A 26,826-nucleotide genomic window follows, 5' to 3' on the forward strand; every position below is an offset into this window, starting at 1 on the left:
CTATGACTATCGCAACAACGTGGCCATCTATCCGAAGTGGCAAGCGTGTTGCGCGATCATCAACCGCCGACGCTGGTGGTGTGGGGCAAGTTTGATCCGTCTTTTGATGTGGCTGAAGCCGAGGCTTATCGCCGGGATTTACCGAATGCCGAGACCATGTGCTCAAGGTGGGGCATTTTTCGCTGGACGAACAGCCTGGGGCGATTGCCAGGTTAGTGGGGGCGTTTCTTGTAAGCATATGAGGAGTGATGTCGGCTGGGCTGACTCTTTCACGAGCAAGCTGCCCCCGCAGAGAACTACGGTGGGCACTTGGCGTGTGTTTGGGCTTGATGACAGTCGCCGTCAAACCGACAATTCAGAGTGTGATGCGAACCGACAGGCGTTGATCGCCTGGGGAGGTTTTCAAATGAATCACTCATCGCCCACCATCCTCCAGGACCGCGCCGCTGCCGGTCGGCGCCTGATTGAACCGTTGCTGTCCTACGCGCGCAGGCCCGATGTGATTGTCCTCGCGTTGCCCCGTGGCGGGGTGCCGGTGGCTTATGAAGTGGCCACGGCCCTGGAGGTTCGCCTCGACTTGATGCTGGTGCGCAAGCTCGGGGTGCCGTCCCATCAGGAGTTCGCCATGGGTGCGATTGCCAGTGGCGGCATCCAGATTCTCAATGAGCAGGCGTTGCGCGCGCATCCGATTGATCAGGCTGCGTTCGAGGCGGTGGTCGCGGGGGAAACCCGCGAGCTGTTGCGTCGCGAGCAGGTTTACCGGGGCACGCGGGCGCCGGTGCAGCTCAAGGATCAGGTGGTGATTCTGATCGACGATGGCCTGGCGACCGGCGCCTCGATGATGGCGGCGATTCACGCGGCGCGGGTGCACGCGCCGGCGCGCATTGTGGTCGCGGTGCCAGTGGCACCGATTGAAACCGCCGAGGCATTGCGCTGTGAAGTGGATGAGTTGGTCTGCCCGCTGATTGCGGATTGGTTCATGTCGATTGGCTATTGGTACGTGGATTTTTCCCAGACGTCGGATGGTGAGGTCATCGATCTATTGCAGCGGGCATGGCGCAGAGAAAGTCCTCCGCCCATGGCGTAACGCTGCACCTTGCGGCGAGGGAGCTTGCTCCCGCTGGGTCGCGAAGCGGCCCCCTTTTCCATCCAAAACAGCAGGGGCCTGCTGCGCAGTCCAGCGGGAGCAAGCTCCCTCGCCACAAAGGTTCTATGTTTGCTTTAGCCAGTCTGCGAATCGGGTGGCGCCGATGATAGGGTTGGCGCCCGGCGTCAGCGACTGGTCATTGATCGGCGCGCCGAAGTACGGGACCTTGTCGTCCGAAACAGCCTGGCGCGGATCCTTGATGTGTTGCAGGTATTGGCTGACGAATTCCACCAGTGGCTGGCGATCAGGCCCGGCCACTTCCACGGTCTGATTGCTCGGGGCTTTGAGGGCGATGTCGGTCAGGGCTTTGGCGACGTCGACCGAGGCAATCGGTTGCAGCGCGGCGGAGGTCAAATGGATGGTGTTGCCTTCCTCACGACCGGAATAGGCGATGGCGCTGATGAACTCGAAGAATTGCGTGGCCCGCAGGATGGTATAGGGCCTGCCCGATTCCTTGATGAGAGTTTCCTGGGCCATTTTCGCCCGGAAGTAACCGCTGTCGAGCATGCGTTCGGTACCGACAACCGACAGGGCTATATGGTGTTTGACGCCGGCCGTCGCTTCCGCTTTGAGCAGGTTGTGGCCAGCGGTTTCGAAAAAGTGCAGCGACGCGGCGTCTTCGAATGACGGTGAATTGGCCACATCGACCACCACATCCGCGCCTTTCAACGCGTTGTCCAACCCTTCGCCGCTGATGACGTTGACGCCGGAACTCGGTGAAGCAGCAAGCGCTTCATGCCCCAAATCCTGCAAGTTCTTGCAAACTTTGCTGCCAATCAGGCCGGAGCCTCCAATGACGACGACTTTCATGACTCGTCTCCTGGTGCGTTGAGTAACCCGCTAATTAAACACCCGATCGCGTCCGTCATCCTGTGCAGGAGGGGGGCGGCGACAGGTGGTCGGAAGTCGGGGCGGCCAGTGGAATAAACGCTGGTTCTTTGCTTTATTCCACCTGTTGCCGGCTTGCGTGCGTTCGACACCTCAGCCCATGAGGAAGTCCGGCCTGGAGAGTCTCATGCGTCCCGGATTTTCGCGTTGCACTGCTTTGGCGGTCGTTCTCGTGTTCGGCGTCGTGCCCGGCGCAAACGCCGTCGAATACTCCGATGTGAATGCCACGGCCAGCACGCTCAGTTTTACCTATAAGCAAATGGGCTCGAAAGGGTATGGCACGTTCAGCAGGTTCGTGGGCAACCTTGATTTCGACACAGACCGCCCCGAAGCCGCCACAGCCAGGTTGACCATCGACCTCGACAGCATCGACGCCGGCAGCAACGACGCCAACGAGGAGCTGCGCAAGCCGGCCTGGTTCGATACCGCGACCTATCCCGAAGGGACCTTCGAATCGACGCGGGTTAAAGACCTCGGCAACAACCGCTATCTGATCACCGGCAACCTCACCCTTCGAGGGCTTACTCGGGAAGTTGAGGTGCCGGTGCTGCTTAAGGCGGAAAACGCGATTGGCATCTTCGAGGGCGAGCTGACGCTCAAACGCGACGACTTCAAAATGGGCGAGGGCGAATGGGCTGATAGCTTTGTGTCCAACGAGATCAAAATCAGGTTTCGAATGGTGGCCCCGCAGCGATAGCGTTCGGACCTGGCGTGGTAAACCCCAGGTCCTTGCGCCGCTCTTGCGGCCGCCATCGCTGGCAAGCCAGCTCCTACAGTTGGACCGGTTGAAACCGACCTGTGTAGGCGCCGGGTTGCTGGCGATGAGGCCATTTGACGTTGCGGTGATCTTGCGGCCGCCATCGCTGGCAAGCCAGCTCCTACAGTTGGACCGGTTGAACTCGACCTATGTAGGAGCCGGCTTGCTGGCGATGAGACCATCGGATTTTGCGCCGATCTTGCGGCCGCCATCGCCAGTTCAAGACAGCGCCTACATGACAGCGCCCGGTTCGATGGCTGACCTTCGGCCGGCGAAACCACGGGTTGGCGGTTTAGGAAGGTTGATGCTCTTGCCAAAATGTGTCGGCTTGGAAGAAAATGAGAGTCATTATCAAATAAATTTTGTGTCGGGCTTTCTCCATGTCCTCAGTCGATCTCTCGCTGCAACAAACCGTGCATTCGCTTTACGAAGACCATCACGGTTGGTTGTGTGGCTGGTTGCGTAAACGACTCGGCTGCCACCACAACGCGGCGGACCTGGCCCAGGACACCTTCATTCGCGTGCTGACCCAGCGCAAGACCGTCGAGTTGCGCGAGCCTCGCGCTTACCTGAGTACGATTGCCCGCAGCCTGATGATCGACATGTTCCGCCGCCGGGCAGTGGAGCAGGCTTATCTGGAAACCCTGGCCAACATTCCGGAGCCGGTGGCGTTCTCCCCGGAAACCCGTTCGCTGATTATCGAAACCCTGATGGAAATCGACCGCATGCTCGACGGTCTGGGCGAGCGCACACGGGAGATTTTTCTGCTGGCCCAGCTTGATGGCCTGAGCTACGTCGAGATCGGCCGGCGACTGAATGTCTCGGTGACCACGGTCAAGAAGCACGCGGTGCGCGCTCTGACGCACTGCCTGTTGTTGATCGAGGACTGAGCCGTGGCGCGTCCGCAACCGCTGGATCACGCCACCCTCGAAGCCGCCGCGCGCTGGTACGTCGACTTGCGTGGCGAGTTGCCCAGCGACGCCACTCGCGAGGCGCATCGACGCTGGCTGGAGCGCGATCCCCGTCATATGCAGGCTTGGGAACGTCTCGCGCGTCTGCAAGACAAACTCGACCAAGTCGTCCCCGGCATCGCTCGCCCAACATTGGCCAGCGCCCGCGCCAAACGACGTGATGTGCTCAAAGTCCTGTCGATTCTGCTAATGGCGGGCGGGGCGGGCACGCTGGCATGGAACACCACACCCTTGCCGACGCTGATGGCCGATCAGCGTACCGGCACCGGCGAACGCCGTCGCATGCGACTGGACGATGGCACGCAATTGCAACTGAACACGGCGACCGCGGTGGACATCCACTACAGCGAAAACCTGCGTGAAGTGCGTTTGCTCCAGGGAGAGATTTTTATCGAAACCGCGCGGGACGAACGTGCGCGGCCCTTTGTGGTTCACACCGCCGAAGGCAGCATCCGCGCCTTGGGCACCCGATTTGTCGTGCGTCGCGAAGCGGACCTGACCCAGGTCAGCGTGCAGCAGCATGCGGTCGAGGTACGTTCCGCCAACGTGCCGGACACCGCCGTCCGTGTCGACGCTGGCCAGCAAGTGAACTTTCGCCGGGACGCCATCGAACCCTTGCAACGGGCCAACCCTCAGGCGGATGCCTGGACCCGCGACATGCTGGTGGTCAACGACTGGCGCCTGGGTGAATTCATCCGGGAATTGCAGCGTTACCGTCCCGGCCATCTGGGCTGTGATCCGGCGGTCTCAGCGCTGCGGATTTCCGGGGCTTTCCACCTCGGCAGCACCGACACAATCCTCGAAAACCTGACCTCGACCTTGCCCGTGCGCATTCGTCGATTCAGCCGTTTCTGGACGAGCGTGGAACCGGTTTGAGTGTTTCTCGAAAAAAATCCTGCACAGGGGTTATTGATTTAGATTCTCGTTCGACTTGGTAAATAGAGGCGCACACAGACGCCGCCATTGACTGCCAACGGGCGAAAGGAAACTGCATGACCCCTCGCAATCCCCAACACCGTATTTCTGCTACCCAGCCATCCGTCAGACCCTTGAGCCGTGCCGTGCATGCCGCGCTGCTCGGGATGGCGCTGGTCGTCCCGTTGGGCATGACGATGGTGGCGCAACCGGCCTGGGCGCAGACCGACGTCGAAACCGAGTTCGACATTCCGGCAGGCCCTCTGGGTTCGGCATTAACCCAGTTCGCCGGCACGGCCGGGGTCACCGTTTCTTTCGCGCCAAGCGCCGCCAACGGCCAGCAAACCTCGGGATTGCGTGGGCGCTACAGCGTTGACGCCGGGCTGCGACAGTTGCTCGCCGGGAGCAAACTCGAAGCCGTTCGCCATGACAATGGCAGCTATTCGCTGTTGCCGATCGTTGCTTCCGGCGCGGCCATGCAGTTGGGCGCGACCAGCATTTCCGGGGTTGCCGTGGAATCGGCCTATGGTCCGGTGGATGGCATGGTTGCCACTCGCAGCGCCACCGCCACCAAGACCGACACGCCGATCCTGGAAATTCCGCAGACCATCAACGTGGTCACCGCCGAGCAGGTGGAAGTCCAGGGCGCGCGCAATCTGACCCAGGCGCTGCGCTATACGCCGGGGGTGAACACCGGAGGATTTACTGACCGTAACTCGATTGCCGACGAGATCACCAGCCGTGGTTTCGCGCCGACGCCGCTGTACCTGGATGGCGCCTACATCCCGTACGCCGGCAGCCTCGGCGGCGCGCCGCAAATCGATCCGTACACCCTGGAGCGCATCGAAGTGCTCAAAGGCCCGTCGTCGGTGCTTTACGGGCAAAACCAGCCGGGCGGCCTGATCAACATGGTCTCCAAGCGTCCAACCACCGAGCAGCGCAGTCAGGTCAAACTGGGGGCGGGCAGCTATAACCGGGTTAACGGTGCTTTCGACACCAGCGGTCCGATCGACGAACAGAAGCAGTTCAGCTATCGCCTGATCGGTGTGGCCGACAAAGGCAACGAAATGGTCGAGCACAACGAAAGTGAGCGCATGCTCCTAGCGCCGAGCCTGACCTGGGCGCCGACTGAAGACACGTTCCTGACCTTGCTGGCGCAGATCCAGCGTGACGATGGCGTGCCGGATTATCAGTCGCTGCCGCGAATCGGCTCGCTGAACCGTGGCCCCAACGGCGAGAAAATCGACCGCGACTTTTTCTCCGGCGACACCAACTTCAACGACTACAAACGTGACCAATACGTCTTCGGCTACGATTTCAGCCACAACTTGAGCGATGACCTGAAGTACCGCTCGACTGCGCGCTACACCGACGTGCGCGACCGCTACAAGGGTTTCTACTTGCGCAGCTTCGTCACCGATGCCGACGGCGTGACCGATTACACCCGCGCCAACCGCGCCAAGGTCGATTGGCACCAGCACAACATCGCCTACACCGTCGATAACAATCTGGAATATAAATTCAACACCGGCGCCCTGGAGCACACCACCCTGGCGGGCGTGGACTATCGCCATTTCACCCGCAAGTACGATGGCTACAACGCCAACAACGTGTTGCCGGTCGACCTGTACGGCAAGAACAACTACGACACCAGCAGCGTCACTACGCAACTGACTACAAAGTGGGACAACACCCTGCGCCAGACCGGTTTGTACGTGCAGGACCAGATCAAACTGGACAAGTGGATCCTGACCATCGGCGGTCGCCAGGACTGGGCCGAGATCGACAACAAGGACTTGCTGGCGTCGACCCACGAAGCCAAGCGTGACAACAAATTCACCGGTCGAGTGGGGTTGACCTACGTCACCGACTTCGGCCTGGCACCCTATGTCAGCTACTCCGAGTCCTTCCTGCCGACCATCGGCACCGCCGCACCGCAACGTGGCGGCAAGGCTTTCGAGCCGACCGAGGGCGAGCAGTACGAAGTGGGCGTGAAGTACCAGCCATTCGAGAAGACGTTGATCACCGCGTCGGTGTATCAGATCAAACAGAAGAACGTGCTGACCGGCGACGAGGAGTATCCGGAGTACATGGACCAGAGCGGCGAAATGCGTTCGCGTGGCGTCGAACTGGAAATCAAATCCAGCCTCGACAACATCGACGTCATGGCCGCGGCCAGCTACATGGATTCGTTCTACACCAAGGACACCTGGGGCAACGAGGACAACCGCAACGAAGCCCAGTCACCGGTTTCCGCATCGATGTGGGTCGACTATCACTTCACCCAGGCCAACCTCAATGGGCTGACCTTCGGCGCGGGCGCGCGGTACACCGGGCGCAAACCGGGTGATGCGGCCAACTCGTTCGACGTGCCGTCGTACGTCGTCTACGACGCCACTGTCAGCTACGACATGGGCAAACTGGACCCGAGCCTGCGCGGTTTGCAGACCCGCGTGAACGTGCAGAACATCTTCGATCGTGAGTACGTGTCGGACTGCAACTACGCGTTCGGTTGCTACTACGGCCAGGAGCGGGTGGCTTCTGTTGAGATGACTTACGACTGGTAATCGTTGGTGTAGCGACGGACGTCATCGCGGGCAAGCCCGCTCCCACAGTTGATGCATTCCCCTGTGGGAGCGGGCTTGCCCGCGATGAGGCCGGGGAGGCCAGCACAACTACTCAAATCATCGGCGGCAATTGATCCAGCATCTTGTCCAGGGTGATCGGGTACTCGCGCACCCGAATCCCCGTCGCGTTATACACCGCGTTGGCGATGGCCGCGCTGACCCCGCAAATACCCAACTCGCCAACGCCCTTCGCCTTCATCGGCGAGGAAACCGGATCGGTTTCATCGAGAAAAATCACCTCTTGGTGGGGGATGTCGGCATGCACCGGCACCTCGTAACCGGCCAGGTCATGATTGACGAAAAAGCCCAGGCGTTTGTCCACCACCAGGTCTTCCATCAACGCCGCGCCTACGCCCATGGTCATCGCGCCAATCACCTGACTGCGGGCCGAAGTCGGATTGAGGATACGCCCGGCCGCGCACACCGAGAGCATCCGGCGCACGCGGGTTTCCCCGGTGGCGCTGTCCACGGCGACTTCGACGAAGTGCGCGCCGAAGGTTGATTGCTGGTACTTCTTGCTCAGCTCGCCGAATTCGATGCTGTCTTCAGCGACGATTTCGCCGGACTGTGCCGCGTTGCGCAACGGCATGCTTTTGCCGCCAGCGCGTACTTCGCCACCGACGAATTCAGCCTCGTCAGCGTTCACACCGAGGCGTTGCGCAACGGCCTCGCGCAGCTTGACGCACGCCGCATACACCCCGGCGGTCGAGCAGTTACCGCCGAACTGGCCACCCGAGCCAGCAGACACTGGAAAGCTCGAATCGCCCAATCGCACGACCACGTTGTCGAGGCTGACACCGAGCATTTCCGCCGCCGTTTGCGCGATGATCGTGTAGCTGCCGGTGCCGATGTCCGTCATGTCGGTTTCCACGGTCACGATTCCCTGATCATTCAGGCGAACACGCGCCCCGGACTTCACCAGCAGATTATTGCGAAAGGCAACAGCGACGCCCATGCCGATCAGCCAGCGTCCGTCGCGCTGTGTGGCCGGTTGCGCATGGCGTTGGTTCCAGCCAAAACGATCGGCACCGGTGCGCAGGCATTCGATCAGATGGCGCTGGGAAAAAGGTCGATCCGGCTTCACGGGATCAACCTGGGTGTCATTGATGATTCGAAATTCGATGGGGTCGAGTTTGAGCTTTTCCGCCATCTCGTCCATGGCAATTTCCAGCGCCATCATGCCCGGGGTTTCACCCGGTGCGCGCATCGCATTGCCTTCCGGCAGATCGAGTGTCGACAGCCGCATAGTCACCCGCCGGTTTTCCCCAGCGTACAACAATTTGCTCGGTTGCGCGGCCAGTTCCACTTTGCCGCCGGGCAAGTCACCGGACCAGCCCTCGTGGGCCATCGCGGTGATCTTGCCGTCGCTAGCGGCGCCGATGCGGATGCGTTGAATGGTCGCCGGGCGGTGGGTGCAATTGTTGAAGATCAGTGGCCGGGCCAGCGCCACTTTCACCGGTCTGCCGGCCATGCGCGCACCCAGGGCGGCGAGGACCGCATCAGCGCGAATGAACAATTTTCCGCCGAATCCACCGCCGATGTACGGCGATATCAGACGTACGTTTTTCTTCGGGATACCGAGGGTTGTGGCCAGGTCGGTGACCGACCAATCGATCATCTGGTTTGACGTCCACAGGGTTAGCCGGTCGCCGTTCCATGCGGCCATCGAGGCCATGGGTTCCATCATCGCGTGGGCCTGATCGGGCGTGGTGTAGGTTGCGTCGAGTTGCACCGGTGCCGCCGCGAACGCTGTTTCAAAATCCCCGTGCAGGGTGTCCGCCATTTGCTCCTTGGCTTCCACCGCCGACTCGCGGGAATTGGCGAGATCGAACGTGCCGTCTGTACTGGTGTAGGTAACGTCTACCCGTTCCGCAGCGGCGCGTGCCTGTTCAAAGGTATCGGCGATCACCAAGGCGACGGCCTGGTGATAATGCTGAATCTCTGGACCGCCAAGTAACTTGGCGGTGTTGTATTTACCTTGACCCAACTTGCCGGCATTGGCGGCGGTGACGATGGCAATCACCCCCGGTGCCGACTGCGCCGCTTCCAGGTTCATCGAAGCAATGCGCCCCTTGGCAATCGCCGAACCGACCACCACGCCGTAAGCCTGGTTGGGCGCGACGTTATGGTGTTCGTAGGCGTAGGGCGCCTGGCCGGTGGTTTTCAGCGGTCCTTCGATGCGCGAGGTAGGGTGGCCGATGACCTTGCCTTGGTCGATGGGATTGGTGGTGGCCGGGGTGTCGAATTTCATGCCTGGGCCCTCGCTTGCGCCATCACCGAAGCGAGCGTGCGCTCGACCAGTGTCAGTTTGAAGGCGTTTTCATGGGTGGGGGTGGCGCCGGACAACAACTGTTCCGTAACCGCTTTCGCGCCTTTGGGCAGCGACGATTCAGCGGTTTCCACGCGCCACGGTTTGGGCGCGACGCCGCCGAGGGCAACGCGGCCCGAGCCGTCCTGCTGGATTACCGCGGCCACTGAAACGAGGGCGAATGCGTACGAGGCGCGGTCACGGACTTTCTGATAAACGTGCGTACCGCCAATCGGCGCGGGCAAGGTCACGGCGGTAATCAGCTCGTGCGCCGCCAATGTGGTTTCGATGTTTGGTGTATTGCCGGGTAAACGATGCAGGTCGGCGATGGCGATCACTCGAGTAGTGCCGTCGGGTCGAACCGTCTCCACCTGAGCATCGAGCAAACGCATCGCCACAGCCATGTCGCTGGGATGGGTGGCAATGCACGCATCGCTGACGCCGATAATCCCCAGTTGCCGACTGAATCCACCGATGGCCGCGCAGCCACTGCCCGGTTGGCGCTTGTTGCAGGCTTGATGGGTGTCATAGAAATACGGGCAGCGCGTGCGTTGCAGAAGATTGCCGGCGGTGGTGGCCATGTTGCGCAACTGGCCGGACGCGCCGGCGAGGAGGGCGCGGGAGAGCACGGCGTAATCCTTGCGGATGCGTGCGTCGGCCGCGAGGTCGGTGTTGCGCACCAGCGCGCCGATGCGCAAACCACCTTCCGGCGTAGCTTCGATGCGGTCCAGCGCGAGGTCGTTGACGTCGATCAGTTGCGTCGGCGTCTCGATGTCCAGCTTCATCAGGTCCAGCAGGTTGGTGCCGCCCGCGATGAATCGTGAGCCACTGACCTGTGCGGCGAGCGAGGCGGCTTCGGCCGGGGACTGGGCGCGTGAATAGGTAAAGGGCCTCATGCGCTGGCCTCCGCGACTTCGGTGATCGCTTCGATGATGTTGGAGTACGCACCGCAGCGGCAGATGTTGCCGCTCATGCGTTCCTGGAGTTCGCTGGCGATCAGCTTGGGTGGTTCGGTGAGACTCGGGCTGGCGTGGCTGGGAATGCCATCACGGATTTCTCCCAGCACCGCGACCGCCGAGCAGATCTGCCCCGGTGTGCAATAGCCGCATTGATAGCCGTCATGCTTGATGAACGCCGCTTGCATCGGATGCAGTTTGTCCGGCGTGCCGAGCCCTTCAATGGTGGTGACCTTCGCGCCTTCGTGCATCACCGCAAGGGTCAGGCAGGAATTGATGCGTCGACCGTCGACAATCACCGTGCAGGCGCCGCACTGGCCGTGGTCGCAACCCTTCTTGGTGCCAGTGAGTTGCAGGTGTTCGCGCAACAGGTCGAGCAGGGTGGTGCGGGTGTCGAGTTCCATTTGTTGTTGCGCGCCGTTCACCCAAATCGACACCTTGGTTTTGACCGGGAGCGCGGCGTTGGCGGCTGCGGCCTGAGCGGAAATGAATGGAGGCAGGATCACGGCCGCTGCGGTCACCACGCCCACGATCAGCAGGTCTCGTCGGGAAATCGTCATCAAGTCGGGCATCGGTGCGTTTCCTATGGTTGATTGGCGATTACAGCCCTCATCCATTGACTGACCGCCAGGGTCAGGGAAACGTTTTTGCGGTTTTCGGCTATAGAGTTATGCGTGTGGCTCATGAATCGATCATGACAGGCGAGTAACGCGGTCCGGCACGCTATGATAGGCAGCCGCGTCCATTCCCGGAGTCAATCCCCGCAATGCCCCAGATCACCCACTACAAAACCCCGTGCCCCGAGTCGGTCAACAGTCAGATCCTGCAACTGGTGGTCGACAACCTGACCGACATCAGCATGGTCGCCATCCCGCCGAGCAACCTGCTGTACAACGTCTACCAGTATGCGATCGGCTACGAGGTGCACCTGTATCTGGAGGCGCTGAACGGGGCGAAAGGACTTGCGGTGGAATTGCTCGTCGCCACCGATCTGGACGACCCGGATAAAGTCGTCGGTTTCCTGCTGTACCTGCCGGTCAAGGACGATCCCGACGCGTGCGGTGTGGCTTATATGGCTGTGGATGCCGGCCATCGACGACAGGGTGTAGCGCGCAGAATGCTGCGAGAGATGGTCGGCCGTTACCCGCATGCCGAGCTGACTTGCGCAGTGGCCAAGGTGCCGTATTTCGAATCGATGGGCTTTCAGGTGGTAGGTACGCGCGCCACCCAAGTGTTGATGAACACCCGCGACCACGGCAGCGACGGCTTGCTGGCGCAGTTGGATGTGGCACCGATCTACAGCTCGCTGGAGGTGCGGCAGATTCATACCTACCTGCTGCAAAAGCACGGCAAGCGGGCGATGCTCGATGCGGAGAAGCAGCGGGATCGGCACTTGGATCAACTGACGCGCAAGGCCAGCGAGTTCGTCCACGAACGATTGGGCCAACGTGGTCAACTGTAGGAGCGAGCCTGCTCGCGATGGTCGTTAACGATAACGCTGGAAGCCTGACACCCCGCGGCGTGCTCAGGTTTTTCGCGAGCAGGCTCGCTCCTACAAGGGATATGCGGTGGTTTCAGAATGCACAAAGCCCGGTCAAATGCCGGGCTTTTTCTTGTCTGGTTTACGCGCAGTTAAAAAAGAGCCTCAAAGCTCTTTGATGGGGAGAAGTGGAGCCATTGAGGCTCAAGATGCGCAAATGAAGCAGGCGGTGAGCTTGATAGGGGTTCAGTGCACTCACCACCTACGCAACGGCCTGGACAAGCAAGCGGCTGCGCAACTCCATCGTAGGAAGATGGGGGGGCGGCCTCAAGTACCGCTAGTCGAATCCCCCCACAAGTGTCAGCTTCTGCGATTTTGATCACCCGGCCAACCGGCCTGATTCAGGGCCCTGAGCAGCGTTTCGGCATCCAGCCCCGTCACCGCGTGGCCGTTACCTTCGGTCGTTTCGGCGGCGAGCAAGGCGTTGATGATGGCTTCTTCGACGGCTTCGGTGGCGGCCAGGAACAATTCGCTGATGTGATCGTTGTTAACCATGCTCAAGTGGTCGCAGGTCGGTGCTTTTTTGCTCTCATAAGCGGCCGGCGGTACGTGTTGATTGCCGGTGGCGAAGGCGATGAAAATGTCGCCGCTGTGGTCCTCATTACCGCCCCCGGTACGGGCCAGGCCGAGGCTGGCCCGTTGCGCCAGGCGCGTGCATTGATGCGGCAATAACGGCGCGTCAGTGGCCAGGCAGACTACGATCGAGCCCATGCCCGGATGCGGCAGCGAGGCCTGAAGGAATGGCGAGTCGACCTGTTCCATGTAGCGCCCGACGGGGTAACCATCGACGCGCAATTCGTTACGGATGCCATGGTTGGCCTGGACAATCGCCCCCACCGTCCAGCCGCCTTGGGCACTGTTCAACCGGCGCGAAGCGGTGCCTATGCCGCCCTTGAATTCATGGCAGATCATGCCGCTGCCACCGCCAACATTGCCTTCGCTCACCGGGCCGCCGACTGCCGCGCGCAGGGCTTCGGCCACGTGTTCGACGTTGACGTGAAAACCGTTGATGTCGTTGAGCAAGCCGTCGAAGGTTTCCAGCACCACCGGCATGTTCCAGTAGAGCCGCCCGTCATCCGGTTGCTGCTCACGGTCCAGCACAATCAACGCATCGCGCACCACACCCAGGCTGTGGGTGTTGGTGAACGCGATCGGGCTGGTCAACAGACCGGCCTCGCGAATCCACTCCAGCCCCGTGGCGTCGCCGTTGCCATTGAGCACATGGACACCGGCAAAGCACGGTTGCTGACTGGTAGAGCCGGCACGGGGTTCGATCACGGTGACCCCGGTGAGAATGTCGCGACCTTTGGCGCTGCGGCCGCGCACATTGCTGTGGCCGACGCGCACGCCGGGTACATCGGTGATGGCGTTGAGGGGGCCGGGTTGCAGTTGGCCGAACTGGATGTTGAGGTCGCGGGCACGTGGATTCATGGGTGTTCTCATCTTGAAATTCGTGGCAGAAAAAGTGGATGTGACAGGGGCGTGGCTACTGGCCGTTTTTGATGGTGCTCCAGGCGCGAGTGCGCAGGCGTTCGATCGCATGGGGCTGCGGTTGCAAGGTGAACAGCTTGGCGATCACCTCGGCGGTGGGGTAGATGTTCGGGTAGTCGAGTACTTCGGGCGAGAGCAGTGCGGTGGCGTCGAGGTTGGCGTTGGCGGTGAGCGCCTGTTGGGTGGCGGGTGCAATGACTTCCGGACGCAGCAAGTAATTGATAAAGGCCAGCGCCTGTTGCGGGTTGCTGCCGTCCTTGACCAAGACCAGATTGTCGGACCACAGCGGTGCACCCTCGTCGGGGATGCTGTATTCGATTTTCACGCCCTTGGCGGCTTCGTCGGCGGCTTGCTTGGCACCGAACACGGTTCCGGACCATGCGATGGCCACGCATATATCGCCGTTGGCCAAGTCGCTGCCAATCTTCGACGAGTTGAAGTAAGTGATGTGCGGGCGCAGCTTGAGCAGCAACGCTTCAGCTTTTTTGTAGTCAGCGGGGCTGCTGCTGTTGGGCGGCAGGCCAAGGTAGTGCAGGGCTATCGGCATGATCTCGGCGGGCGCGTCCAGAATCCCCACGCCACATTGACTGAGCTTGGCCAGGTTCTCTTCGTTGAACAGCAAGTCCCAGGAATTTACGGGAGCTTGATCACCCAGGACCTCGCGGACCTTGTCAACGTTGTAACCAATGCCGTCGGTGCCCCACAGGTAAGGGATGGCGTACTGGTTGTCCGGATCGTTGGCGCGGAGTTTTTCCAAGAGCACCGGGTCGATGTGCTTCAGATTGGGCAGTTGACTGCGATCGAGTTTCTGCAGGGCACCCGCTTTGATCAGGGCAGGCAGAATGAAGTTACTGGCGACAACCACGTCATAACCGCTATGGCCGGTCATCAACTTGGCCTCCAGTACTTCGCCGCTGTCGAAGGTGTCGTAAACGGGTTTGATTCCGGTATCGCGCTGGAAGTCCTTGAGGGTGGTCGGGCCGATGTAGTCGAACCAGTTGTAGACATGAACGGTGGGCTCGTTCGCTACCGCGGCCATGGTCCAGGTCGCCAGACAGGCGCCCAAACCCAGATTGAAATACGAGCGATGACCACTCATGATGCGGCACTCCTGGCCTGCTGCAGGCCGGTGATAATCAAGAGTCTGCAGGGTATCGACCGGCGTGGCCGTCACCCATTCCCATCATGGGTTACTCGAAAGGGGTAGTGCGTGGACGCGTTGTTGAAAGAGTTACCGCTGCACCAGGGATTGGCGCGGGTATTTGGCGCGGTGGGCGAAGAGGGGTTTTGGCGGGCGCTGGTCGACACGCTGCGCTTGCTGGTGCCGCTGGACAACGCCCTGGTCGCGGTGATGCAGCCGGGGCGGGTGCCGCGCCTGCTGATTGATTTCGACTCCAAAGCCACCGCGGACGAGCACGAAGAACTGGCGGACTACCGCGCCGGCATGTACCTGCTCGATCCGTTTTACCTCGCGGTGTGTGCCGGCATCAGTGACGGTTTGCACAGCCTCGATTCCGTAGCCCCGGACCAATTCCTGCAGAGTGAGTACTACCTCAGTTACTTCCGTTCCGTGGTCGGCGGCGACGAGTTGCAGTTCATGGTCAACGTCGACGGCGCCGTGCTGGGGTTGTCCCTGGGACGTGCGACACGCTTCAGCCTTGAAGAGCAGGGCCGGCTGCTGTGCGTGCGCGATTGGGTACTGGCCGCCATGCGTCGACACATGCGATTGCTGCCACCGGAAGGGCCGGCCGCCGAGGCCGTGGCCGGGGATCTGGCGTCGCTGCTGGACCGCTTCGATGCGCGATTGTCAGTGCGCGAGATCGAAACCGCTCGGCTGATTCTGCAGGGTTTCTCCAGCAAGGCCATTGCCCAGCAAATGGGCATTTCACCGGAGACGGTGAAGGTGCATCGGCGCAATCTCTATCACAAGCTCAATGTGAACGGGCATGGTGAGTTGTTTGCGTTGGTGCTTAATCCGCGTTGAATCAGGATCAAAAGAGGGTGTACGCACAGCCCATGCAGGCGCCGGCTTGCTGGCGATAGCGGCGGTGAATGTTCCGACGCCATCGCCAGCAAGCCAGCTCCTACAGGGGAGCGTTTTCGAGATTAAAAACCAACGCCTTCAAGCCGCACTCGACATCGGCATCCGGAAACTCCGGCGGATTGTCCAGCCGCTGTTCGAACCGCAGGCTCGGCGCCTCGCGCGTCACGCCATCGATGAGGAAATCTGCACCGAACGCCGGGTCGTTCATGCAGGCAAGTACGGTCCCGTTTTCAGCCAGCAACTCCGGTAAGCGGCGCAGCACACGCTGGTAATCCTTGGTCAGCAAAAAACTGCCTTTCTGAAACGACGGCGGGTCGATGATGACCAGGTCGTAAGGCCCCTTGCCGATCACCTTGCCCCAGGACTTGAAAAGGTCGTGGCCGAGAAAAGTGACCTTGCCCAGGTCATGGCCGTTGAGCCGGTGATTGTCGCGACCACGGCTCAAGGCCGGGCTCGACATGTCGAGGTTGACCACATGGGTCGCGCCGCCTTCGATCGCCGCTACCGAGAAGCCGCAGGTGTAGGCGAACAGGTTCAGCACGCGTTTGCCTTCGGCATTGGCCCGCACCCAATCGCGGCCATAGCGCATGTCGAGGAACAGGCCGGTGTTCTGTTTGCGGCCCAAATCCACCCGATACTTCAGGCCACCTTCGACAATCGTCAGCTCATCGATTTCTGCCCCGAGCAACCATTCGGTGGTGCTTTGCAGCAGGTAACGATGTTGCAGCAGCAGGGTGTGCGCGCCGGATTGCGCCCATTGCGGTGACTGGGTGATGTCCAGCAACAGCTGCTTCAAAGCTTCCAGCTGCGCCGCTTCCGGTTCCTTGAACAGCGCCACCAGCACCACGCCCTGCAACCAGTCGACGGTCAGTTGCTCCAGCCCCGGCCAGCAGCGGCCACGGCCGTGGAACAGGCGACGGGTTTCGGCGGGAGCGGCCGCCAGGGCGGTCAGCAAATGTTCGCGGAGGGTGGCGAGGGCTTCAGGGTTCATCAGGTTGGGTCGGCAATTTGAAAGGGGCGGCATTTAACCATAGTTGCGCGTTGGGTGGACGACACAAAACCTGTAGGAGCGAGCCTGCTCGCGATGGTCGTAAACGATGATGCTGGGGACCTGACACCCCGCGGCGCTCTCAGGTTCATCGCGAGCAGGCTCGCTCCTACAGGGTGGGGCGGGCAGTTATCACGATTAATTTAACTTTACGTGAGGATTTGGCGATCTTCCGGCTTCCATACTCGGCCCCAACGAACAACAAACGGGAGCCGGACATGTCGCAGTCAACTGCTTCACCCAAGGCCAGCCATCCTCGCTGGCTGAGGCTCACCCATTGGCTGAACGCCCTGGCGGTGCTGGTGATGGTCACCAGCGGTTGGCGCATCTACAACGCTTCACCGCTCTACGAATTCAGCTTCCCCAAGTCGATCACCCTCGGCGGCTGGCTTGGCGGCGCCTTGCAATGGCACTTCGCGGCGATGTGGTTTCTCGCGCTCAACGGCCTCGTCTATCTGGTCATCAATCTGCTCAGTGGTCGCCTGAAACGACGCTTCTTTCCGGTATCACCCAAAGGCGTAATGCACGACCTGTGGGCCGCGTTGCGAGGCCGGTTGAGGCATGCCGACCTGAGTCATTACAACCAGGTGCAGCGTGTGGCGTACCTGTTCGTGATGGTCGATATCACGCTGCTGGTGATCTCCGGGCTGGTGCTGTGGAAGTCGGTGCAGTTTGCGCTGCTGCGTGAATTGTTGGGGGGCTACGAAGGTGCGCGCCATGTGCACTTCATCGCCATGTCGCTGTTGGTGGCATTCGTCGCGGTGCATCTGGTGATGGTTGCACTGGTTCCTAAAACACTGTTGGCCATGATTGTCGGTCGCAAGGAGTCTGTATGAAAAAGCGCATTCAAGGCTCCGGGCTGGACGAGTCGTCCATCCTGACCGACGCGCGGAAAATCCTCGCCCCGCAGATCGAGGACCGCTCGCGTCGTTCGTTCCTGTTGCGTGGCCTGACCCTCGGCGGCGTGGCCATGTTGTCCGGCTGCAACCTCACCGACAACGACAGCGTCGAGACCGCGTTGTCGTCGATGTCGCGCTTCAACGATCGGGTGCAGGGCTGGCTGTTCAATCCCAACGCCATGGCACCGACCTATCCTGCCTCGATGATCACCCGGCCGTTCCCGTTCAATGCCTTCTACGGTATCGACGAAGCGCCGACGGTGGAGGAGGAGAGCTATCGGTTGGAAGTCACCGGTCTGGTGGCGGACAAGCGCAGTTGGCGACTCGAAGAGCTTCGCGCCATGGCGCAAACCGAGCAGATCACCCGGCACATTTGCGTCGAAGGCTGGAGCGCCATCGGCCGCTGGGGCGGCGTGCGTTTCAGTGATTTCCTCAAGCGCGTTGGCGCCGATACCGATGCCAAATACGTCGGCTTCAAATGCGCTGATGACTACTACACCAGCATCGACATGGCCACCGCACTGCATGCGCAAACCCTGTTGGCGCTGACCTGGGACGGCGACGTGCTGCCGCGCGAGTATGGCTTCCCGATGAAGCTGCGCATGCCCACCAAGCTCGGCTACAAGAACCCCAAACACATCCAGGCGATTTTCGTCAGCAACACCTTCAGCGGCGGCTACTGGGAAGACCAGGGCTACAACTGGTTTGGTGGCAGCTGACGAAACCTCGGTAAATCCCCGTTCACACCCCATGCATCAAGGAGTTCCATCATGAAAAAGTTGACCACCGTCGTTCTGTCCATGTGCCTGGCCGTCGGCGCTGCCAGTGTTTTTGCCGCCGATACCATGAGTAACGACAGCATGAGCAAGGACGCGATGTCCAAGGACGCCATGCACAAAGACAGCATGAAAAAGGATGCCATGACCAAGGACACGATGAAAAAAGACAGCATGTCCCAGGATGCGATGAGCAAGGACGGCATGAAGAAAGACGCCATGTCCAAGGACACCATGAAAAAAGACCCCATGTCCCAGTAACGCCAACCCAGTCATTCGGGGCATGACCTGATTCAGGCCCCCATGACATTTGATCGTTTGCTTTGTATTGCGGAGCTTGCTGGACTATCGATTTCGTCGACCGCCTGTATCAAAAATGAATTTCCGCAGATAGCGTTGCTCATACCCTGTAGGTAGCGGATTTAGAGCCCGCGAAAGTCATTGTTGCGATCAGGGAGCGGTATGGTCATGAGTCAAGTATCGACGGCGGGCGAACAACTTCCTGACGGGTTGATTCTGGTCGTTGAAGACGACCCGCTGATCCTGGAATTTCTTTGTGAAATTCTTCAGGAAGAAGGGTATGTGGTGGAGCCGCAGTCCAGCGCGGATGCTGCATCGGTTTATTTGGAGGCGCATGCCCAGAATGTCCGGTTGCTGCTGACCGACATCACCATGGCGGGCAAACTCAATGGTGCGGATCTGGCCAACCTGTTCGGAGATCGCTGGCCGGAGAAGCCGATCATGATCATGTCCGGCTTCGAAACCCCGGAAAGCTCCGGAGTCCGGCACGAAGTCTCGTTCATCAAGAAACCCTGGGCGCTGGGGCAACTACTCGATTGCGTGGATGGTGCCTTGAAGTCACGCCGCACCCTGTAGGAGCTGCCGCAGGCTGCGATCTTTTGATGTTGCTTTTTAAAGATCAAGATCAACAGATCGCAGCCTGCGGCAGCTCCTACAGGGTTGGTGTACATTGCCGGAACACCGTTCTTGAGATAGGAAGGACCCTTTGCCTGTTCCCGCATCCGTTTTCGATGTCCCGTACCGTGCGTTTCTGTTCGACATGGACGGCACCATTCTCACCTCCATTGCTGCCGCCGAGCGCGTCTGGGCCTCCTGGGCAACGCGCCATGGCGTCGATGTCGAGTCCTTCCTGCCCACCATCCACGGCGCCCGCGCCATCGACACCATCAATCGCCTGGCCTTGCCCGGTGTGGATGCGGAGGTTGAAGCCGCGTGGATCACCGAAGCTGAAATCGAAGATGTCGAAGGGGTTGCAGAAGTGGCTGGCGCAGCGGGTTTTCTCCAGTCGTTACCCGCTCATCAATGGGCCATCGTCACCTCTGCACCGAGGGCGTTGGCGTTGCGGCGAATGGCTGCAGCGGGGATTCCCGAGCCGGATGTGATGGTCACTGCCGAAGATGTCACCGCCGGCAAACCCGACCCGGCCGGGTATCGATTGGCGGCTCAACGGCTGGGTGTTCAGACATCGGAATGCCTGGTTTTCGAGGACGCATCGGTCGGCATACTCGCGGCCGAGGCATCGGGGGCGGATTTGATGATCGTCACCGCGACCCATGAGCAGCCGATTCAGACGGTGCATGCGACGTTGACCAATTATGGCGAGGTCATGGTCGTGCTCGACCCTGAAGGACTGATTCGCCTCAAGAACTCGTGATAAGCCCGAGCCTGTAGGAGTTGCCGCAGGCTGCGATCTTTTGATCTTGATTTTAAAAAGCCAAATCAAAAGATCGCAGCCTGCGGCAGCTCCTACAGGGTGTGCATCAATACACTCCGGGAATCAGCCGCCAACTCCGAGCGCAATAGGCCTCGTACTCCCCACCAAACTGCGCCCGTAACAGCGCCTCTTCCGAGTGTATCCGTGCAATCAACGGAATCACCGTCAGCCCCGCCAGCAACAACCCAACCCCCGAACGAAAAGCCAGCGCCCAACCCACGGCAATAACCAACATCCCCAGATAACTGGGGTTACGCAGGCTGCGATAAATCCCGTCGGTTACCAGACTATGGTCCGGCTGAATCGCCACTAGCCCGCTGAAGCGTTTGCCAAGCACGAACACCGGCCACAGTCGCAACGCGCCGCCGATGATGAACAGCACAGCGCCGAGCCAGCGTATGCCCTCGCCACCAAAGGTCCAGAAGTCGATCCGGTCGGTGTAGGCCGGCAAAAAACCACTCAACAGTCCTATCACCCCGAACGCTGGCAGCACCCAGCGATTGGCCCGGTCTTCACGTTCGCCAGAACTCAGGTTGACCTCGGTGAACAGCGAAGCGACGGCCATGACCAGCGTTGCCAGCGCCACGACGACCAAGGCTGCATGGGAGAAAAACGCCGCAAAACCGCCCAGTCCCCATATCGCCAGCCACAGGTAGGCGAGGGTGGAAACAATGGCGAAAAACGTCAGTTTTCCGGAGATTTTCATGAGGCAATCCTAATGCTATTGATACCCCCTTTCATTGTAGGAGCCGGCTTGCTGGCGATCCAGGCGCCACGGTGTAACTGATTCACCGCGGCGACTGGGATCGCCAGCAAGCTGGCTCCTACATTGGCTGCGTGACCTCGGATCTTGCATTCCGCCGAATCACTTGAGGCGGTTGCCCGAACGCTCGAAGAAAAGCTTCGCGCATGCGGCGCGGGTCGCTGAACCCGGTTTCCTGGGCGATCTGGTCGAGCGTCAGGCGCCCGCGTTCGAGCATCTGCCGTGCCGCCTCCAGACGCAGGTTTTCGATGGCTTTGGCGGGTGATTGACCGGTTTCGGCACGAAATGCCCGACTGAACTGGCGCGGGCTGAGGCGCGCCACGTCTGCCAGTTGTTCCACCGATAACGTCTCGGCGAGGTGTTCCCGGGCATAGCCAAGCACGGTTTGAATACGGTCGGATTTCGGCTCCAGCTCCAGCAGCGCCGAGTGTTGTGACTGACCGCCCGCACGGCGGTGGTACATCACCAGTTTCTGCGCCACCGAACGTGCGAGTTCGGCGCCGTGATCCTTTTCGACCATGGCCAGCGCCAGGTCAATACCGGCGGTCATGCCGGCGGAGGTCCAGATCGAACCGTCGATCACATAGATGCGGTCGGCTTCCACCTTGATCGACGGAAAGCGCTCTTGCAGTTGCCGCGCATAAGCCCAGTGGGTGGTCGCCCGCCGACCCTCGAGTAATCCGGCCTGTGCCATGACAAAGGCTCCGGAGCAAATCGACGCCGTGCGCCGCGCGGTTTGGGCGCTGGCGCGCAAATAGTCTAGTACGCCCTCCGGCGCCTGTTCGAGGATGGCGTCGCCGCCAACCACGATCACCGTGTCGAACACTCGCTCATCGAACGCTTCAGTGCCGACACTCAGGCCACCCGAAGCGCGCAAGGTGCGGCCGTCTTCGGAAATGACGCGCACGTCATACAGCGCTTCGCCAGCGCTGAAGTTGGCGTACTCGAACACCGGCATGGCCGCCAGCGCCATGGACTGGAAACCCTCGAACACCACAAACGCCACAGAAATCATTGCCAGGCCCTCAGAACGGTAATGTCCTAAAAACGTACATTAAACGTCATTTGAGACGCAGGAGAGTCAATTTATAAATAGTCACACCCGGCGACTGATTCGCCTCATCGTGAAGGAAATTGAACATGGCTCTCTCCTCCAAAGGTACAGCGTTGATCACCGGTGCTTCGTCGGGCATCGGCGCGGTGTATGCCGACCGTCTCGCCCGGCAGGGCTACGACCTGATCCTGGTTGCTCGCAGTCAGGCAAAACTCAACACGTTGGCCAATCGCCTGAGCGACCAGATTGGCCGTGCTGTGGAAGTGGTCGCTGCGGATTTGCAAGACAAGGCCGACTTGCTGCGGGTCGAACAGATTTTGCGTACCGACGCGAGCATCACCCTGTTGGTCAACAACGCCGGGGTCGGCGCGGTCATGCCGTTACTCGGCAGCCCCGTGGATGACATGGAAGACATGATCACCCTCAACATCACCGCACTGACACGCCTGGCTTACGCAGTAGCGCCGGGCTTCGTCGCGCGGGGAGCCGGGACCGTGATCAACATTTCCTCAATCGTCGCCATCGCCCCGGAAATCCTCAACGGCGTATACGGCGGGACCAAGGCGTTTGTCCTTGGCCTGAGCCAATCAATGCATCGCGAACTGGCGGACAAAGGCGTTCGCATCCAGGCCGTTTTGCCGGGCGCGACTGCCACTGATTTCTGGAGCGAAGCCGGCAATCCGGTGGAGAACCTGCCGCAGGAGATCGTGATGTCGGCAGAAGACATGGTCGATGCAGCCCTGGTGGGGCTTGAGATAGGGGAAGTGGTGACCATTCCTGGATTGCACGAGGGTGAGCAATGGGATCGCTATGAAGCGCAGCGACAGGTGCTGTCCGGGTTGTTTGGCAGCTCCACGGCAGCGGCGCGCTACCGTTAAATAAAAGATCGCAGCCTCGTTTCACTCGACAGCTCCTACAAAGGCATTAACCCTGTAGGCGCTGTCGAGCGAAGCGAGGCTGCGATCTTTTGATCTCCCAGCCAATTCGCTCAAGGCACCTATTGGTTGCTGTTATTCACCTGCCGAAGCGCCTTACTGAACAAGGATCGCGCGAGCCAGTTCTTCGTCGCTGGCGCTGTTGAGGTCTGGATGTTCCTGACGGATCCGTTGCAGAACCTGTTCCAGATAAACCCCGCGAATTGCGCCATCACTGGCTACGAAGCTGGAGGCGTCATCCCGGGCGGGAATCATCAATTTGTCATCCTTGAACGTCGAGTACAGCGAGGCGGAAACCCCTGCCGAGGTGGCGACATCTTTCGCGTCCACATCGGCCATCGCGGAGCCCACGGGTAAGCACAGCAAAAGGGAAGAAATGATAATCAGACGGCGCATGACGGTGTCCTCTGAAGACGTGAAGCAAAAAGGAAGTACCTCACCTTTAGGATGCACGACGGTCGTCAGGAGTTCCCGTGTCGATGCTTTGGCCGGTTATTCAGCGCGAAAACCGGTTGCGATAATCCCTTGGCGAAACCCCCAGGTTGCGTTGAAACGTCAGGCGCATGCGCTCTTCGTCACCAAAGCCACACAATCGGGAAATTTGATCGATATTGCGCTCTGAGTCTTCCAGCAAGCGCCGGGCAGCCTCCACGCGCAGCACTTCCACGGCCTTGGCCGGGGTGCGGCCGGTCTTGAGCTTGTAGACCCGGGCAAAGTTGCGCGGGCTCATTTGCACCTGTTGGGCAAGCGTCTCCACCGTGAGGTTGGCGCCGTCCAGGTTCTGCGTGATCCACAGGTGCAAGTCGTCGAAGGCGGCACCCTCGTCAGTCTGCGATTGCAGCAATTGGCTGTACTGGGCCTGGCCTCCGGGGCGCTTGAGGAACACCACCATTTCCCGCGCCACCAGCAACGCCAACTCCCGCCCACCATCTTCTTCGACCAACGCCAGCGCCAGGTCGATGCCGGCGCTGACCCCCGCTGAGGTCCAGACCGAATCCTGTTTGACGAAGATGGCGTCGTTGTCCACTTCAATCGCCGGGTAGCGATCCTTGAGCATGCCGCACATTGCCCAATGGGTAGCGGCGCGCCGGCCATCGAGCAAACCGGCCTGGGCCAGCAGGAAGGTGCCGCTGCACACCGAGGCGGTGCGCCGGACTTTGGTCGATGCCTCCTTGAGCCAATCGACCAGGTCCAAAGAGTTGTTCATTGCCATGATGATGACCGGGGCACCGGGAACGATGAGCGTGTCGATCGTTTGTGCGGCGAAGTCGCGTAGCGACACGGTATCGACTGCCAGGCCTTCGGCGGTTTGAATCAGGCCGCCGTCCAGGCTGGCTGTTTGCAGCTTGTAACCTGGCAGGTTGCTGCTGTCCAAGTAGCGCGAGGCAGCCCAGAACACGGTTTGTGCACCGGTCAAATCCAGCAGTCCCATCTCGGGATACGCCAGGAATACGATTAAACGCGGCTGTTCGGACGGAGACTCGTAGGGGACGAAGGCGATATCGTTCATGGGCATCTGCATTGGCGAGTTGGAATAATGTTAATTCGCAAACGGTATAAACGTTATCGCTGCCGGTCAGTTGCCCGGATTTCAGGGTTTTATGTCACTTGGCCGGGAAAATTTCAACCCAGCCAACCCCTTCGGCAGCTCCTGCAGGGAGGCGGTGTTAATGCCATGACTGACAGGCATCGGGGCGCTTGTATCCACAACAATAAGAGCGCCCCTACATGAACAATCCGAGTGCCGAAAGTATTCCGCTGACAGCCGCGTCCGAGACGATGCGTGCCACTAACGTCCGGCGCATTGAATCGCCGGGCCTGATCAGTTGCCTGGTGCTGGCCGGGCACGTCACGTGGCAGCTGGAATAACGTTCTACAGGTTGGTTTGATACCGATAATCAGCGTCCGCGCGGCTTTGCGCGGATAGCGCTATCCTTGGAAGATGCGCTCATCGCCATCGGAGAAGTCTGATGATCAACGTACGCACTGCCCGAATGCTTGCCGACTACAAACAATGGGCCAACCAGCGCCTCTTCGACAATCTGGCGCAACTGCCAACGGCCGAGGTCTACAAGGAACGCGCCGGGATTTTCAAGAACATGATCGGCACGCTTAACCACATGTATGTGGTGGACTGCCTCTGGCAGGCTCACCTCGAAGGCCGAGGGCACAGCTTCAAAACCTCCCATGACTTGGTCCATCCGGAACTGCCGGCACTGCGCCAGGCGCAACAGAACGTTGATCACTGGTACTGCGACTGGAGCGCACGGCAGACCGATGCCTCGCTGGACAAGCCCGTGCGGTTCACGTTTATCTCCGGTGAAAGCGGCACCATGAGTGCCGGCGCGATGCTGATGCACGTGGTCAACCACGCCAGCTATCACCGTGGCTGGGTGATCCAGATGTACTTCGAAATCCCGGCCATGCCACCGATGACGGACTTGCCGATTTACCTGCGAGAAACCGATCCGGGTTTCAACTCGTTGAATGCCCCGGCAGTGGAGCCGACATGTGCTCCGCAATTTTCGAGCGCAACCAACGTTCTGCCGGATCGTTATCGTTGACGCCGTTCCAGACCATCGACAGTTCTGACAGCACGATGTCGAACGGCGGGTCATCAGCGCGCAACTGGCTGCTGCCTTCGATCAACGCGCACGCCGCGTAATCCGGTACTGAAGCCAGCATGTCAGTGCCCGCGAGCAAGGCGCGCAATCCCGCAAACTGCGGCACTGCCAGCACCACCCGACGTGAACGGCCGATGCGCGCCAGGTCGTTGTCGATGGCGCCGCTCAAATCCCCGGAAAATGACACCAGCGCATGAGGTCGGTCACAAAATTCATCCAGGGTCAGCGGTCCGGGGCGATCATCGCCGCGCAGAACCTTGACGCTCAGATCACGCAGCTTCTTGCGCTTGGCGTTGGCCGGCAGATCCGTGGTGTAACTGATCCCGACGGAAATCTCCCCGCTGGCCAGCATCGACGACATCAACAAGTAATTGACCCGCCGCACCACCACCACAACGTTCTGCGCCTCTTCGCGGATCTGCTTGAGCAAGGGCGGAAACAGACCGAACTCGGCGTCATCGGACAGGCCGATGCGAAACACATCGCGGCTGGTGGAAGGGTCGAAATCCTTGGCCCGGCTCACCGCCCCGGAAATCGTGTCCATCGCCGGCTGCAACTCCTTGAGAATCACCAGCGCCCGCGGGGTCGGCTCCAGCACACGGCCATTGCGCACCAGCAGCGGGTCATCGAACAAATCGCGTAACCGGGCGAGTGCCGCACTGACGGCGGGCTGGCCGAGGAACAGTTTCTCTCCGGCGCGGGTCAGGTTTTTTTCGAACATCAGGGTTTCGAAAATCACCAACAGATTCATGTCCACGCGGCGCAGGTCGTTGCGGTTCATGGTGGGGTGCTCGCTGGGGTTCGGGGTGTTTCAAGTAAAGCACCAAACCCCGTGGCGAGGGAGCTTGCTCCCGCTCGGCTGCGCAGCAGTCGCAAACTCTATGTATGCGGTGTGCCTGAATGACTGCGGTGGCAGGGTTTAGGGCCGCTTCGCGACCCAGCGGGAGCAAGCTCCCTCGCCACAGGGGGTTGTGTTTATGCAGGTGGGTCGATTCGATCCAGCGCCCGGTTCACCGCCAGTTCGCCGAGCATGATGACTTGGGCGATGCCTGGCAGGGTGTTGCGACTTGCCTGTCTTTACGATCCGTCAGATTCGTGGCCATGACGTTGTAGTTAGTTTCTTTTCGACAATCAGGTGTCGAAAGTCACTAACAGATTGATGTCCACGCGGCGCAGGTCATTGCGGTTCATGACGGCGTACTCGCTGGGTTCGGGGTGTTTCAAGTAAAGCACCAAACCCTGTGGCGAGGGAGCTTGCTCCCGCTCGGCTGCGCAGCAGTCGCAAACTCTATGTATGCGGTGTGCCTGATTCGCCGAGGTTTCAGGGTTTGGGGCCGCTTCGCGACCC

28 protein-coding genes and 2 pseudogenes are annotated in these 26,826 nt (G+C 60.3%); 16 read left to right on the forward strand and 14 right to left on the reverse strand.

What is annotated here, in order from left to right; all coding sequences use genetic code 11:
- Window positions 1-406 precede the first annotated feature (406 nt).
- Window positions 407-1,087, forward strand: coding sequence for a phosphoribosyltransferase (locus tag NL64_RS24450; protein WP_034150647.1), 681 nt, complete (start codon window positions 407-409; stop codon window positions 1,085-1,087).
- A 123-nt stretch (window positions 1,088-1,210) separates the two neighbouring features.
- Here the strand turns inward: NL64_RS24450 and NL64_RS24455 are convergent, their stop codons facing one another.
- On the reverse strand, window positions 1,211-1,957 hold the full coding sequence (locus tag NL64_RS24455) for an SDR family oxidoreductase (protein ID WP_034150648.1): 747 nt from the start codon (window positions 1,955-1,957) through the stop codon (window positions 1,211-1,213).
- 205 nt (window positions 1,958-2,162) lie between these two features.
- Here NL64_RS24455 and NL64_RS24460 point away from each other — a divergent pair, with 205 nt between their 5' ends.
- The 4 genes from NL64_RS24460 to NL64_RS24475 all read left to right on the forward strand — a co-directional run bounded on the left by NL64_RS24460 (window position 2,163) and on the right by NL64_RS24475 (window position 7,245).
- Window positions 2,163-2,732 (forward strand): YceI family protein, encoded by a 570-nt coding sequence (locus NL64_RS24460; RefSeq protein WP_034150649.1) that lies wholly within the window; start codon window positions 2,163-2,165, stop codon window positions 2,730-2,732.
- A 440-nt stretch (window positions 2,733-3,172) separates the two neighbouring features.
- Complete coding sequence (locus tag NL64_RS24465; RefSeq protein WP_034150650.1) at window positions 3,173-3,682, forward strand: sigma-70 family RNA polymerase sigma factor; 510 nt, start codon at window positions 3,173-3,175, stop codon at window positions 3,680-3,682.
- 3 nt (window positions 3,683-3,685) lie between these two features.
- A complete protein-coding gene (locus NL64_RS24470) occupies window positions 3,686-4,639 on the forward strand; it encodes a FecR domain-containing protein (protein WP_034150651.1) in 954 nt (317 codons plus the stop codon).
- Window positions 4,640-4,755: 116 nt separating this feature from the next.
- Window positions 4,756-7,245, forward strand: coding sequence for a TonB-dependent siderophore receptor (locus NL64_RS24475; protein WP_034150652.1), 2,490 nt, complete (start codon window positions 4,756-4,758; stop codon window positions 7,243-7,245).
- Window positions 7,246-7,357: 112 nt separating this feature from the next.
- Here NL64_RS24475 and paoC read toward each other — a convergent pair whose 3' ends face one another.
- Genes paoC through paoA form a run of 3 tightly spaced genes read right to left on the reverse strand, consistent with a single transcriptional unit; the run spans window position 7,358 to window position 11,129 of the window.
- Entirely contained in the window at window positions 7,358-9,556 is a 2,199-nt protein-coding gene (paoC, locus tag NL64_RS24480) for an aldehyde oxidoreductase molybdenum-binding subunit PaoC (RefSeq protein ID WP_034150653.1), read from the reverse strand.
- Entirely contained in the window at window positions 9,553-10,509 is a 957-nt protein-coding gene (locus tag NL64_RS24485) for an FAD binding domain-containing protein (protein WP_034150654.1), read from the reverse strand. Before NL64_RS24485 ends, paoC begins: the two co-directional genes overlap by 4 nt.
- Window positions 10,506-11,129, reverse strand: coding sequence for an aldehyde dehydrogenase iron-sulfur subunit PaoA (gene paoA / locus NL64_RS24490; protein ID WP_034150708.1), 624 nt, complete (start codon window positions 11,127-11,129; stop codon window positions 10,506-10,508). Before paoA ends, NL64_RS24485 begins: the two co-directional genes overlap by 4 nt.
- 206 nt (window positions 11,130-11,335) lie before the next feature.
- On the opposite strand from paoA, the gene NL64_RS24495 reads away from it, so the two are divergent.
- Together NL64_RS24495 and NL64_RS30710 are read left to right on the forward strand one after the other, a co-directional pair.
- Complete coding sequence (locus tag NL64_RS24495; RefSeq protein ID WP_034150655.1) at window positions 11,336-12,031, forward strand: GNAT family N-acetyltransferase; 696 nt, start codon at window positions 11,336-11,338, stop codon at window positions 12,029-12,031.
- A gap of 17 nt (window positions 12,032-12,048) precedes the next feature.
- Window positions 12,049-12,126, forward strand: a pseudogene (locus NL64_RS30710) (outer membrane lipoprotein carrier protein LolA); the annotation flags it as partial.
- A gap of 283 nt (window positions 12,127-12,409) precedes the next feature.
- On the opposite strand, the gene NL64_RS24500 reads toward NL64_RS30710, so the two are convergent.
- Both NL64_RS24500 and NL64_RS24505 read right to left on the reverse strand, forming a co-directional pair.
- Complete coding sequence (locus tag NL64_RS24500) at window positions 12,410-13,540, reverse strand: DmpA family aminopeptidase (RefSeq protein WP_034150656.1); 1,131 nt, start codon at window positions 13,538-13,540, stop codon at window positions 12,410-12,412.
- A gap of 55 nt (window positions 13,541-13,595) precedes the next feature.
- Window positions 13,596-14,699: a polyamine ABC transporter substrate-binding protein gene (locus NL64_RS24505; protein WP_034150657.1), complete on the reverse strand. Its 1,104-nt coding sequence runs from the start codon at window positions 14,697-14,699 to the stop codon at window positions 13,596-13,598.
- Between the two features lie 111 nt (window positions 14,700-14,810).
- On the opposite strand from NL64_RS24505, the gene NL64_RS24510 reads away from it, so the two are divergent.
- Window positions 14,811-15,584 (forward strand): helix-turn-helix transcriptional regulator, encoded by a 774-nt coding sequence (locus NL64_RS24510; protein WP_034150658.1) that lies wholly within the window; start codon window positions 14,811-14,813, stop codon window positions 15,582-15,584.
- A gap of 100 nt (window positions 15,585-15,684) precedes the next feature.
- Here the strand turns inward: NL64_RS24510 and NL64_RS24515 are convergent, their stop codons facing one another.
- Complete coding sequence (locus tag NL64_RS24515) at window positions 15,685-16,635, reverse strand: class I SAM-dependent methyltransferase (protein WP_034150659.1); 951 nt, start codon at window positions 16,633-16,635, stop codon at window positions 15,685-15,687.
- A gap of 275 nt (window positions 16,636-16,910) precedes the next feature.
- On the opposite strand from NL64_RS24515, the gene NL64_RS24520 reads away from it, so the two are divergent.
- The 5 genes from NL64_RS24520 to NL64_RS24540 all read left to right on the forward strand — a co-directional run bounded on the left by NL64_RS24520 (window position 16,911) and on the right by NL64_RS24540 (window position 20,042).
- Entirely contained in the window at window positions 16,911-17,528 is a 618-nt protein-coding gene (locus NL64_RS24520; RefSeq protein ID WP_034150660.1) for a cytochrome b/b6 domain-containing protein, read from the forward strand.
- Window positions 17,525-18,310 (forward strand): molybdopterin-dependent oxidoreductase, encoded by a 786-nt coding sequence (locus NL64_RS24525; RefSeq protein WP_034150661.1) that lies wholly within the window; start codon window positions 17,525-17,527, stop codon window positions 18,308-18,310. The genes NL64_RS24520 and NL64_RS24525 overlap by 4 nt, the downstream gene beginning before the upstream one ends.
- Window positions 18,311-18,361: 51 nt before the next feature.
- Complete coding sequence (locus NL64_RS24530; RefSeq protein ID WP_034150662.1) at window positions 18,362-18,628, forward strand: pentapeptide MXKDX repeat protein; 267 nt, start codon at window positions 18,362-18,364, stop codon at window positions 18,626-18,628.
- Window positions 18,629-18,835: 207 nt separating this feature from the next.
- Entirely contained in the window at window positions 18,836-19,243 is a 408-nt protein-coding gene (locus tag NL64_RS24535) for a response regulator (RefSeq protein WP_034150709.1), read from the forward strand.
- A gap of 184 nt (window positions 19,244-19,427) precedes the next feature.
- Complete coding sequence (locus NL64_RS24540; protein WP_052321302.1) at window positions 19,428-20,042, forward strand: HAD-IA family hydrolase; 615 nt, start codon at window positions 19,428-19,430, stop codon at window positions 20,040-20,042.
- 106 nt (window positions 20,043-20,148) lie between these two features.
- On the opposite strand, the gene NL64_RS24545 is transcribed toward NL64_RS24540, so the two are convergent.
- Window positions 20,149-20,808: a methyltransferase family protein gene (locus tag NL64_RS24545; RefSeq protein WP_034150664.1), complete on the reverse strand. Its 660-nt coding sequence runs from the start codon at window positions 20,806-20,808 to the stop codon at window positions 20,149-20,151.
- A gap of 118 nt (window positions 20,809-20,926) precedes the next feature.
- Entirely contained in the window at window positions 20,927-21,880 is a 954-nt protein-coding gene (locus NL64_RS24550; RefSeq protein WP_034150665.1) for a GlxA family transcriptional regulator, read from the reverse strand.
- Between the two features lie 125 nt (window positions 21,881-22,005).
- Here NL64_RS24550 and NL64_RS24555 point away from each other — a divergent pair, with 125 nt between their 5' ends.
- The gene (locus tag NL64_RS24555) at window positions 22,006-22,797 is read left to right on the forward strand and encodes an SDR family NAD(P)-dependent oxidoreductase (protein WP_034150666.1); all 792 of its coding nucleotides are present in this window, start codon (window positions 22,006-22,008) and stop codon (window positions 22,795-22,797) included.
- 153 nt (window positions 22,798-22,950) lie between these two features.
- On the opposite strand, the gene NL64_RS24560 is transcribed toward NL64_RS24555, so the two are convergent.
- Window positions 22,951-23,250, reverse strand: coding sequence for a DUF2388 domain-containing protein (locus tag NL64_RS24560; RefSeq protein WP_034150667.1), 300 nt, complete (start codon window positions 23,248-23,250; stop codon window positions 22,951-22,953).
- Between the two features lie 100 nt (window positions 23,251-23,350).
- Window positions 23,351-24,364 (reverse strand): GlxA family transcriptional regulator, encoded by a 1,014-nt coding sequence (locus NL64_RS24565; RefSeq protein ID WP_052321299.1) that lies wholly within the window; start codon window positions 24,362-24,364, stop codon window positions 23,351-23,353.
- Between the two features lie 218 nt (window positions 24,365-24,582).
- Between NL64_RS24565 and NL64_RS30215 the strand changes: the two genes are divergently transcribed.
- Together NL64_RS30215 and NL64_RS24570 are read left to right on the forward strand one after the other, a co-directional pair.
- Window positions 24,583-24,723 carry a hypothetical protein gene (locus NL64_RS30215; RefSeq protein WP_155292785.1) on the forward strand — a complete coding sequence of 47 codons (141 nt, stop codon included), beginning with the start codon at window positions 24,583-24,585 and terminating at the stop codon, window positions 24,721-24,723.
- Between the two features lie 101 nt (window positions 24,724-24,824).
- Entirely contained in the window at window positions 24,825-25,418 is a 594-nt protein-coding gene (locus NL64_RS24570; RefSeq protein WP_034150668.1) for a DinB family protein, read from the forward strand.
- Here the strand turns inward: NL64_RS24570 and NL64_RS24575 are convergent.
- From NL64_RS24575 to NL64_RS30510, 3 genes and pseudogenes are all read right to left on the reverse strand, one after another.
- Complete coding sequence (locus tag NL64_RS24575) at window positions 25,330-26,259, reverse strand: LysR substrate-binding domain-containing protein (RefSeq protein WP_034150669.1); 930 nt, start codon at window positions 26,257-26,259, stop codon at window positions 25,330-25,332. The two genes, NL64_RS24570 and NL64_RS24575, sit on opposite strands and share 89 nt — an antisense overlap.
- Before the next feature lie 194 nt (window positions 26,260-26,453).
- A pseudogene (locus tag NL64_RS31230) lies at window positions 26,454-26,590 on the reverse strand (DUF6124 family protein); the annotation flags it as partial.
- A 19-nt stretch (window positions 26,591-26,609) separates the two neighbouring features.
- Window positions 26,610-26,826: hypothetical protein (locus NL64_RS30510; RefSeq protein WP_216594582.1), on the reverse strand; the 217-nt coding region annotated here is incomplete at its 5' end.

Source organism: Pseudomonas fluorescens, assembly GCF_000802965.1.
Taxonomy (GTDB): domain Bacteria; phylum Pseudomonadota; class Gammaproteobacteria; order Pseudomonadales; family Pseudomonadaceae; genus Aquipseudomonas; species Aquipseudomonas fluorescens_A.

Excerpts from the sequence above, each read along its gene's own strand:
- NL64_RS24450 (WP_034150647.1), top strand. The coding sequence starts at position 407 with ATGAATCACTCATCGCCCACCATCCTCCAGGACCGCGCCGCTGCCGGT.
- NL64_RS24455 (WP_034150648.1), bottom strand. The coding sequence starts at position 1,957 with ATGAAAGTCGTCGTCATTGGAGGCTCCGGCCTGATTGGCAGCAAAGTT.
- NL64_RS24460 (WP_034150649.1), top strand. The coding sequence starts at position 2,163 with ATGCGTCCCGGATTTTCGCGTTGCACTGCTTTGGCGGTCGTTCTCGTG.
- NL64_RS24465 (WP_034150650.1), top strand. The coding sequence starts at position 3,173 with ATGTCCTCAGTCGATCTCTCGCTGCAACAAACCGTGCATTCGCTTTAC.
- NL64_RS24475 (WP_034150652.1), top strand. The coding sequence starts at position 4,756 with ATGACCCCTCGCAATCCCCAACACCGTATTTCTGCTACCCAGCCATCC.
- paoC (WP_034150653.1), bottom strand. The coding sequence starts at position 9,556 with ATGAAATTCGACACCCCGGCCACCACCAATCCCATCGACCAAGGCAAG.
- NL64_RS24485 (WP_034150654.1), bottom strand. The coding sequence starts at position 10,509 with ATGAGGCCCTTTACCTATTCACGCGCCCAGTCCCCGGCCGAAGCCGCC.
- paoA (WP_034150708.1), bottom strand. The coding sequence starts at position 11,129 with ATGACGATTTCCCGACGAGACCTGCTGATCGTGGGCGTGGTGACCGCA.
- NL64_RS24495 (WP_034150655.1), top strand. The coding sequence starts at position 11,336 with ATGCCCCAGATCACCCACTACAAAACCCCGTGCCCCGAGTCGGTCAAC.
- NL64_RS24500 (WP_034150656.1), bottom strand. The coding sequence starts at position 13,540 with ATGAATCCACGTGCCCGCGACCTCAACATCCAGTTCGGCCAACTGCAA.
- NL64_RS24505 (WP_034150657.1), bottom strand. The coding sequence starts at position 14,699 with ATGAGTGGTCATCGCTCGTATTTCAATCTGGGTTTGGGCGCCTGTCTG.
- NL64_RS24515 (WP_034150659.1), bottom strand. The coding sequence starts at position 16,635 with ATGAACCCTGAAGCCCTCGCCACCCTCCGCGAACATTTGCTGACCGCC.
- NL64_RS24520 (WP_034150660.1), top strand. The coding sequence starts at position 16,911 with ATGTCGCAGTCAACTGCTTCACCCAAGGCCAGCCATCCTCGCTGGCTG.
- NL64_RS24525 (WP_034150661.1), top strand. The coding sequence starts at position 17,525 with ATGAAAAAGCGCATTCAAGGCTCCGGGCTGGACGAGTCGTCCATCCTG.
- NL64_RS24530 (WP_034150662.1), top strand. The coding sequence starts at position 18,362 with ATGAAAAAGTTGACCACCGTCGTTCTGTCCATGTGCCTGGCCGTCGGC.
- NL64_RS24535 (WP_034150709.1), top strand. The coding sequence starts at position 18,836 with ATGAGTCAAGTATCGACGGCGGGCGAACAACTTCCTGACGGGTTGATT.
- NL64_RS24540 (WP_052321302.1), top strand. The coding sequence starts at position 19,428 with ATGGACGGCACCATTCTCACCTCCATTGCTGCCGCCGAGCGCGTCTGG.
- NL64_RS24545 (WP_034150664.1), bottom strand. The coding sequence starts at position 20,808 with ATGAAAATCTCCGGAAAACTGACGTTTTTCGCCATTGTTTCCACCCTC.
- NL64_RS24550 (WP_034150665.1), bottom strand. The coding sequence starts at position 21,880 with ATGATTTCTGTGGCGTTTGTGGTGTTCGAGGGTTTCCAGTCCATGGCG.
- NL64_RS24555 (WP_034150666.1), top strand. The coding sequence starts at position 22,006 with ATGGCTCTCTCCTCCAAAGGTACAGCGTTGATCACCGGTGCTTCGTCG.
- NL64_RS24560 (WP_034150667.1), bottom strand. The coding sequence starts at position 23,250 with ATGCGCCGTCTGATTATCATTTCTTCCCTTTTGCTGTGCTTACCCGTG.
- NL64_RS24565 (WP_052321299.1), bottom strand. The coding sequence starts at position 24,364 with ATGAACGATATCGCCTTCGTCCCCTACGAGTCTCCGTCCGAACAGCCG.
- NL64_RS30215 (WP_155292785.1), top strand. The coding sequence starts at position 24,583 with ATGAACAATCCGAGTGCCGAAAGTATTCCGCTGACAGCCGCGTCCGAG.
- NL64_RS24570 (WP_034150668.1), top strand. The coding sequence starts at position 24,825 with ATGATCAACGTACGCACTGCCCGAATGCTTGCCGACTACAAACAATGG.
- NL64_RS24575 (WP_034150669.1), bottom strand. The coding sequence starts at position 26,259 with ATGAACCGCAACGACCTGCGCCGCGTGGACATGAATCTGTTGGTGATT.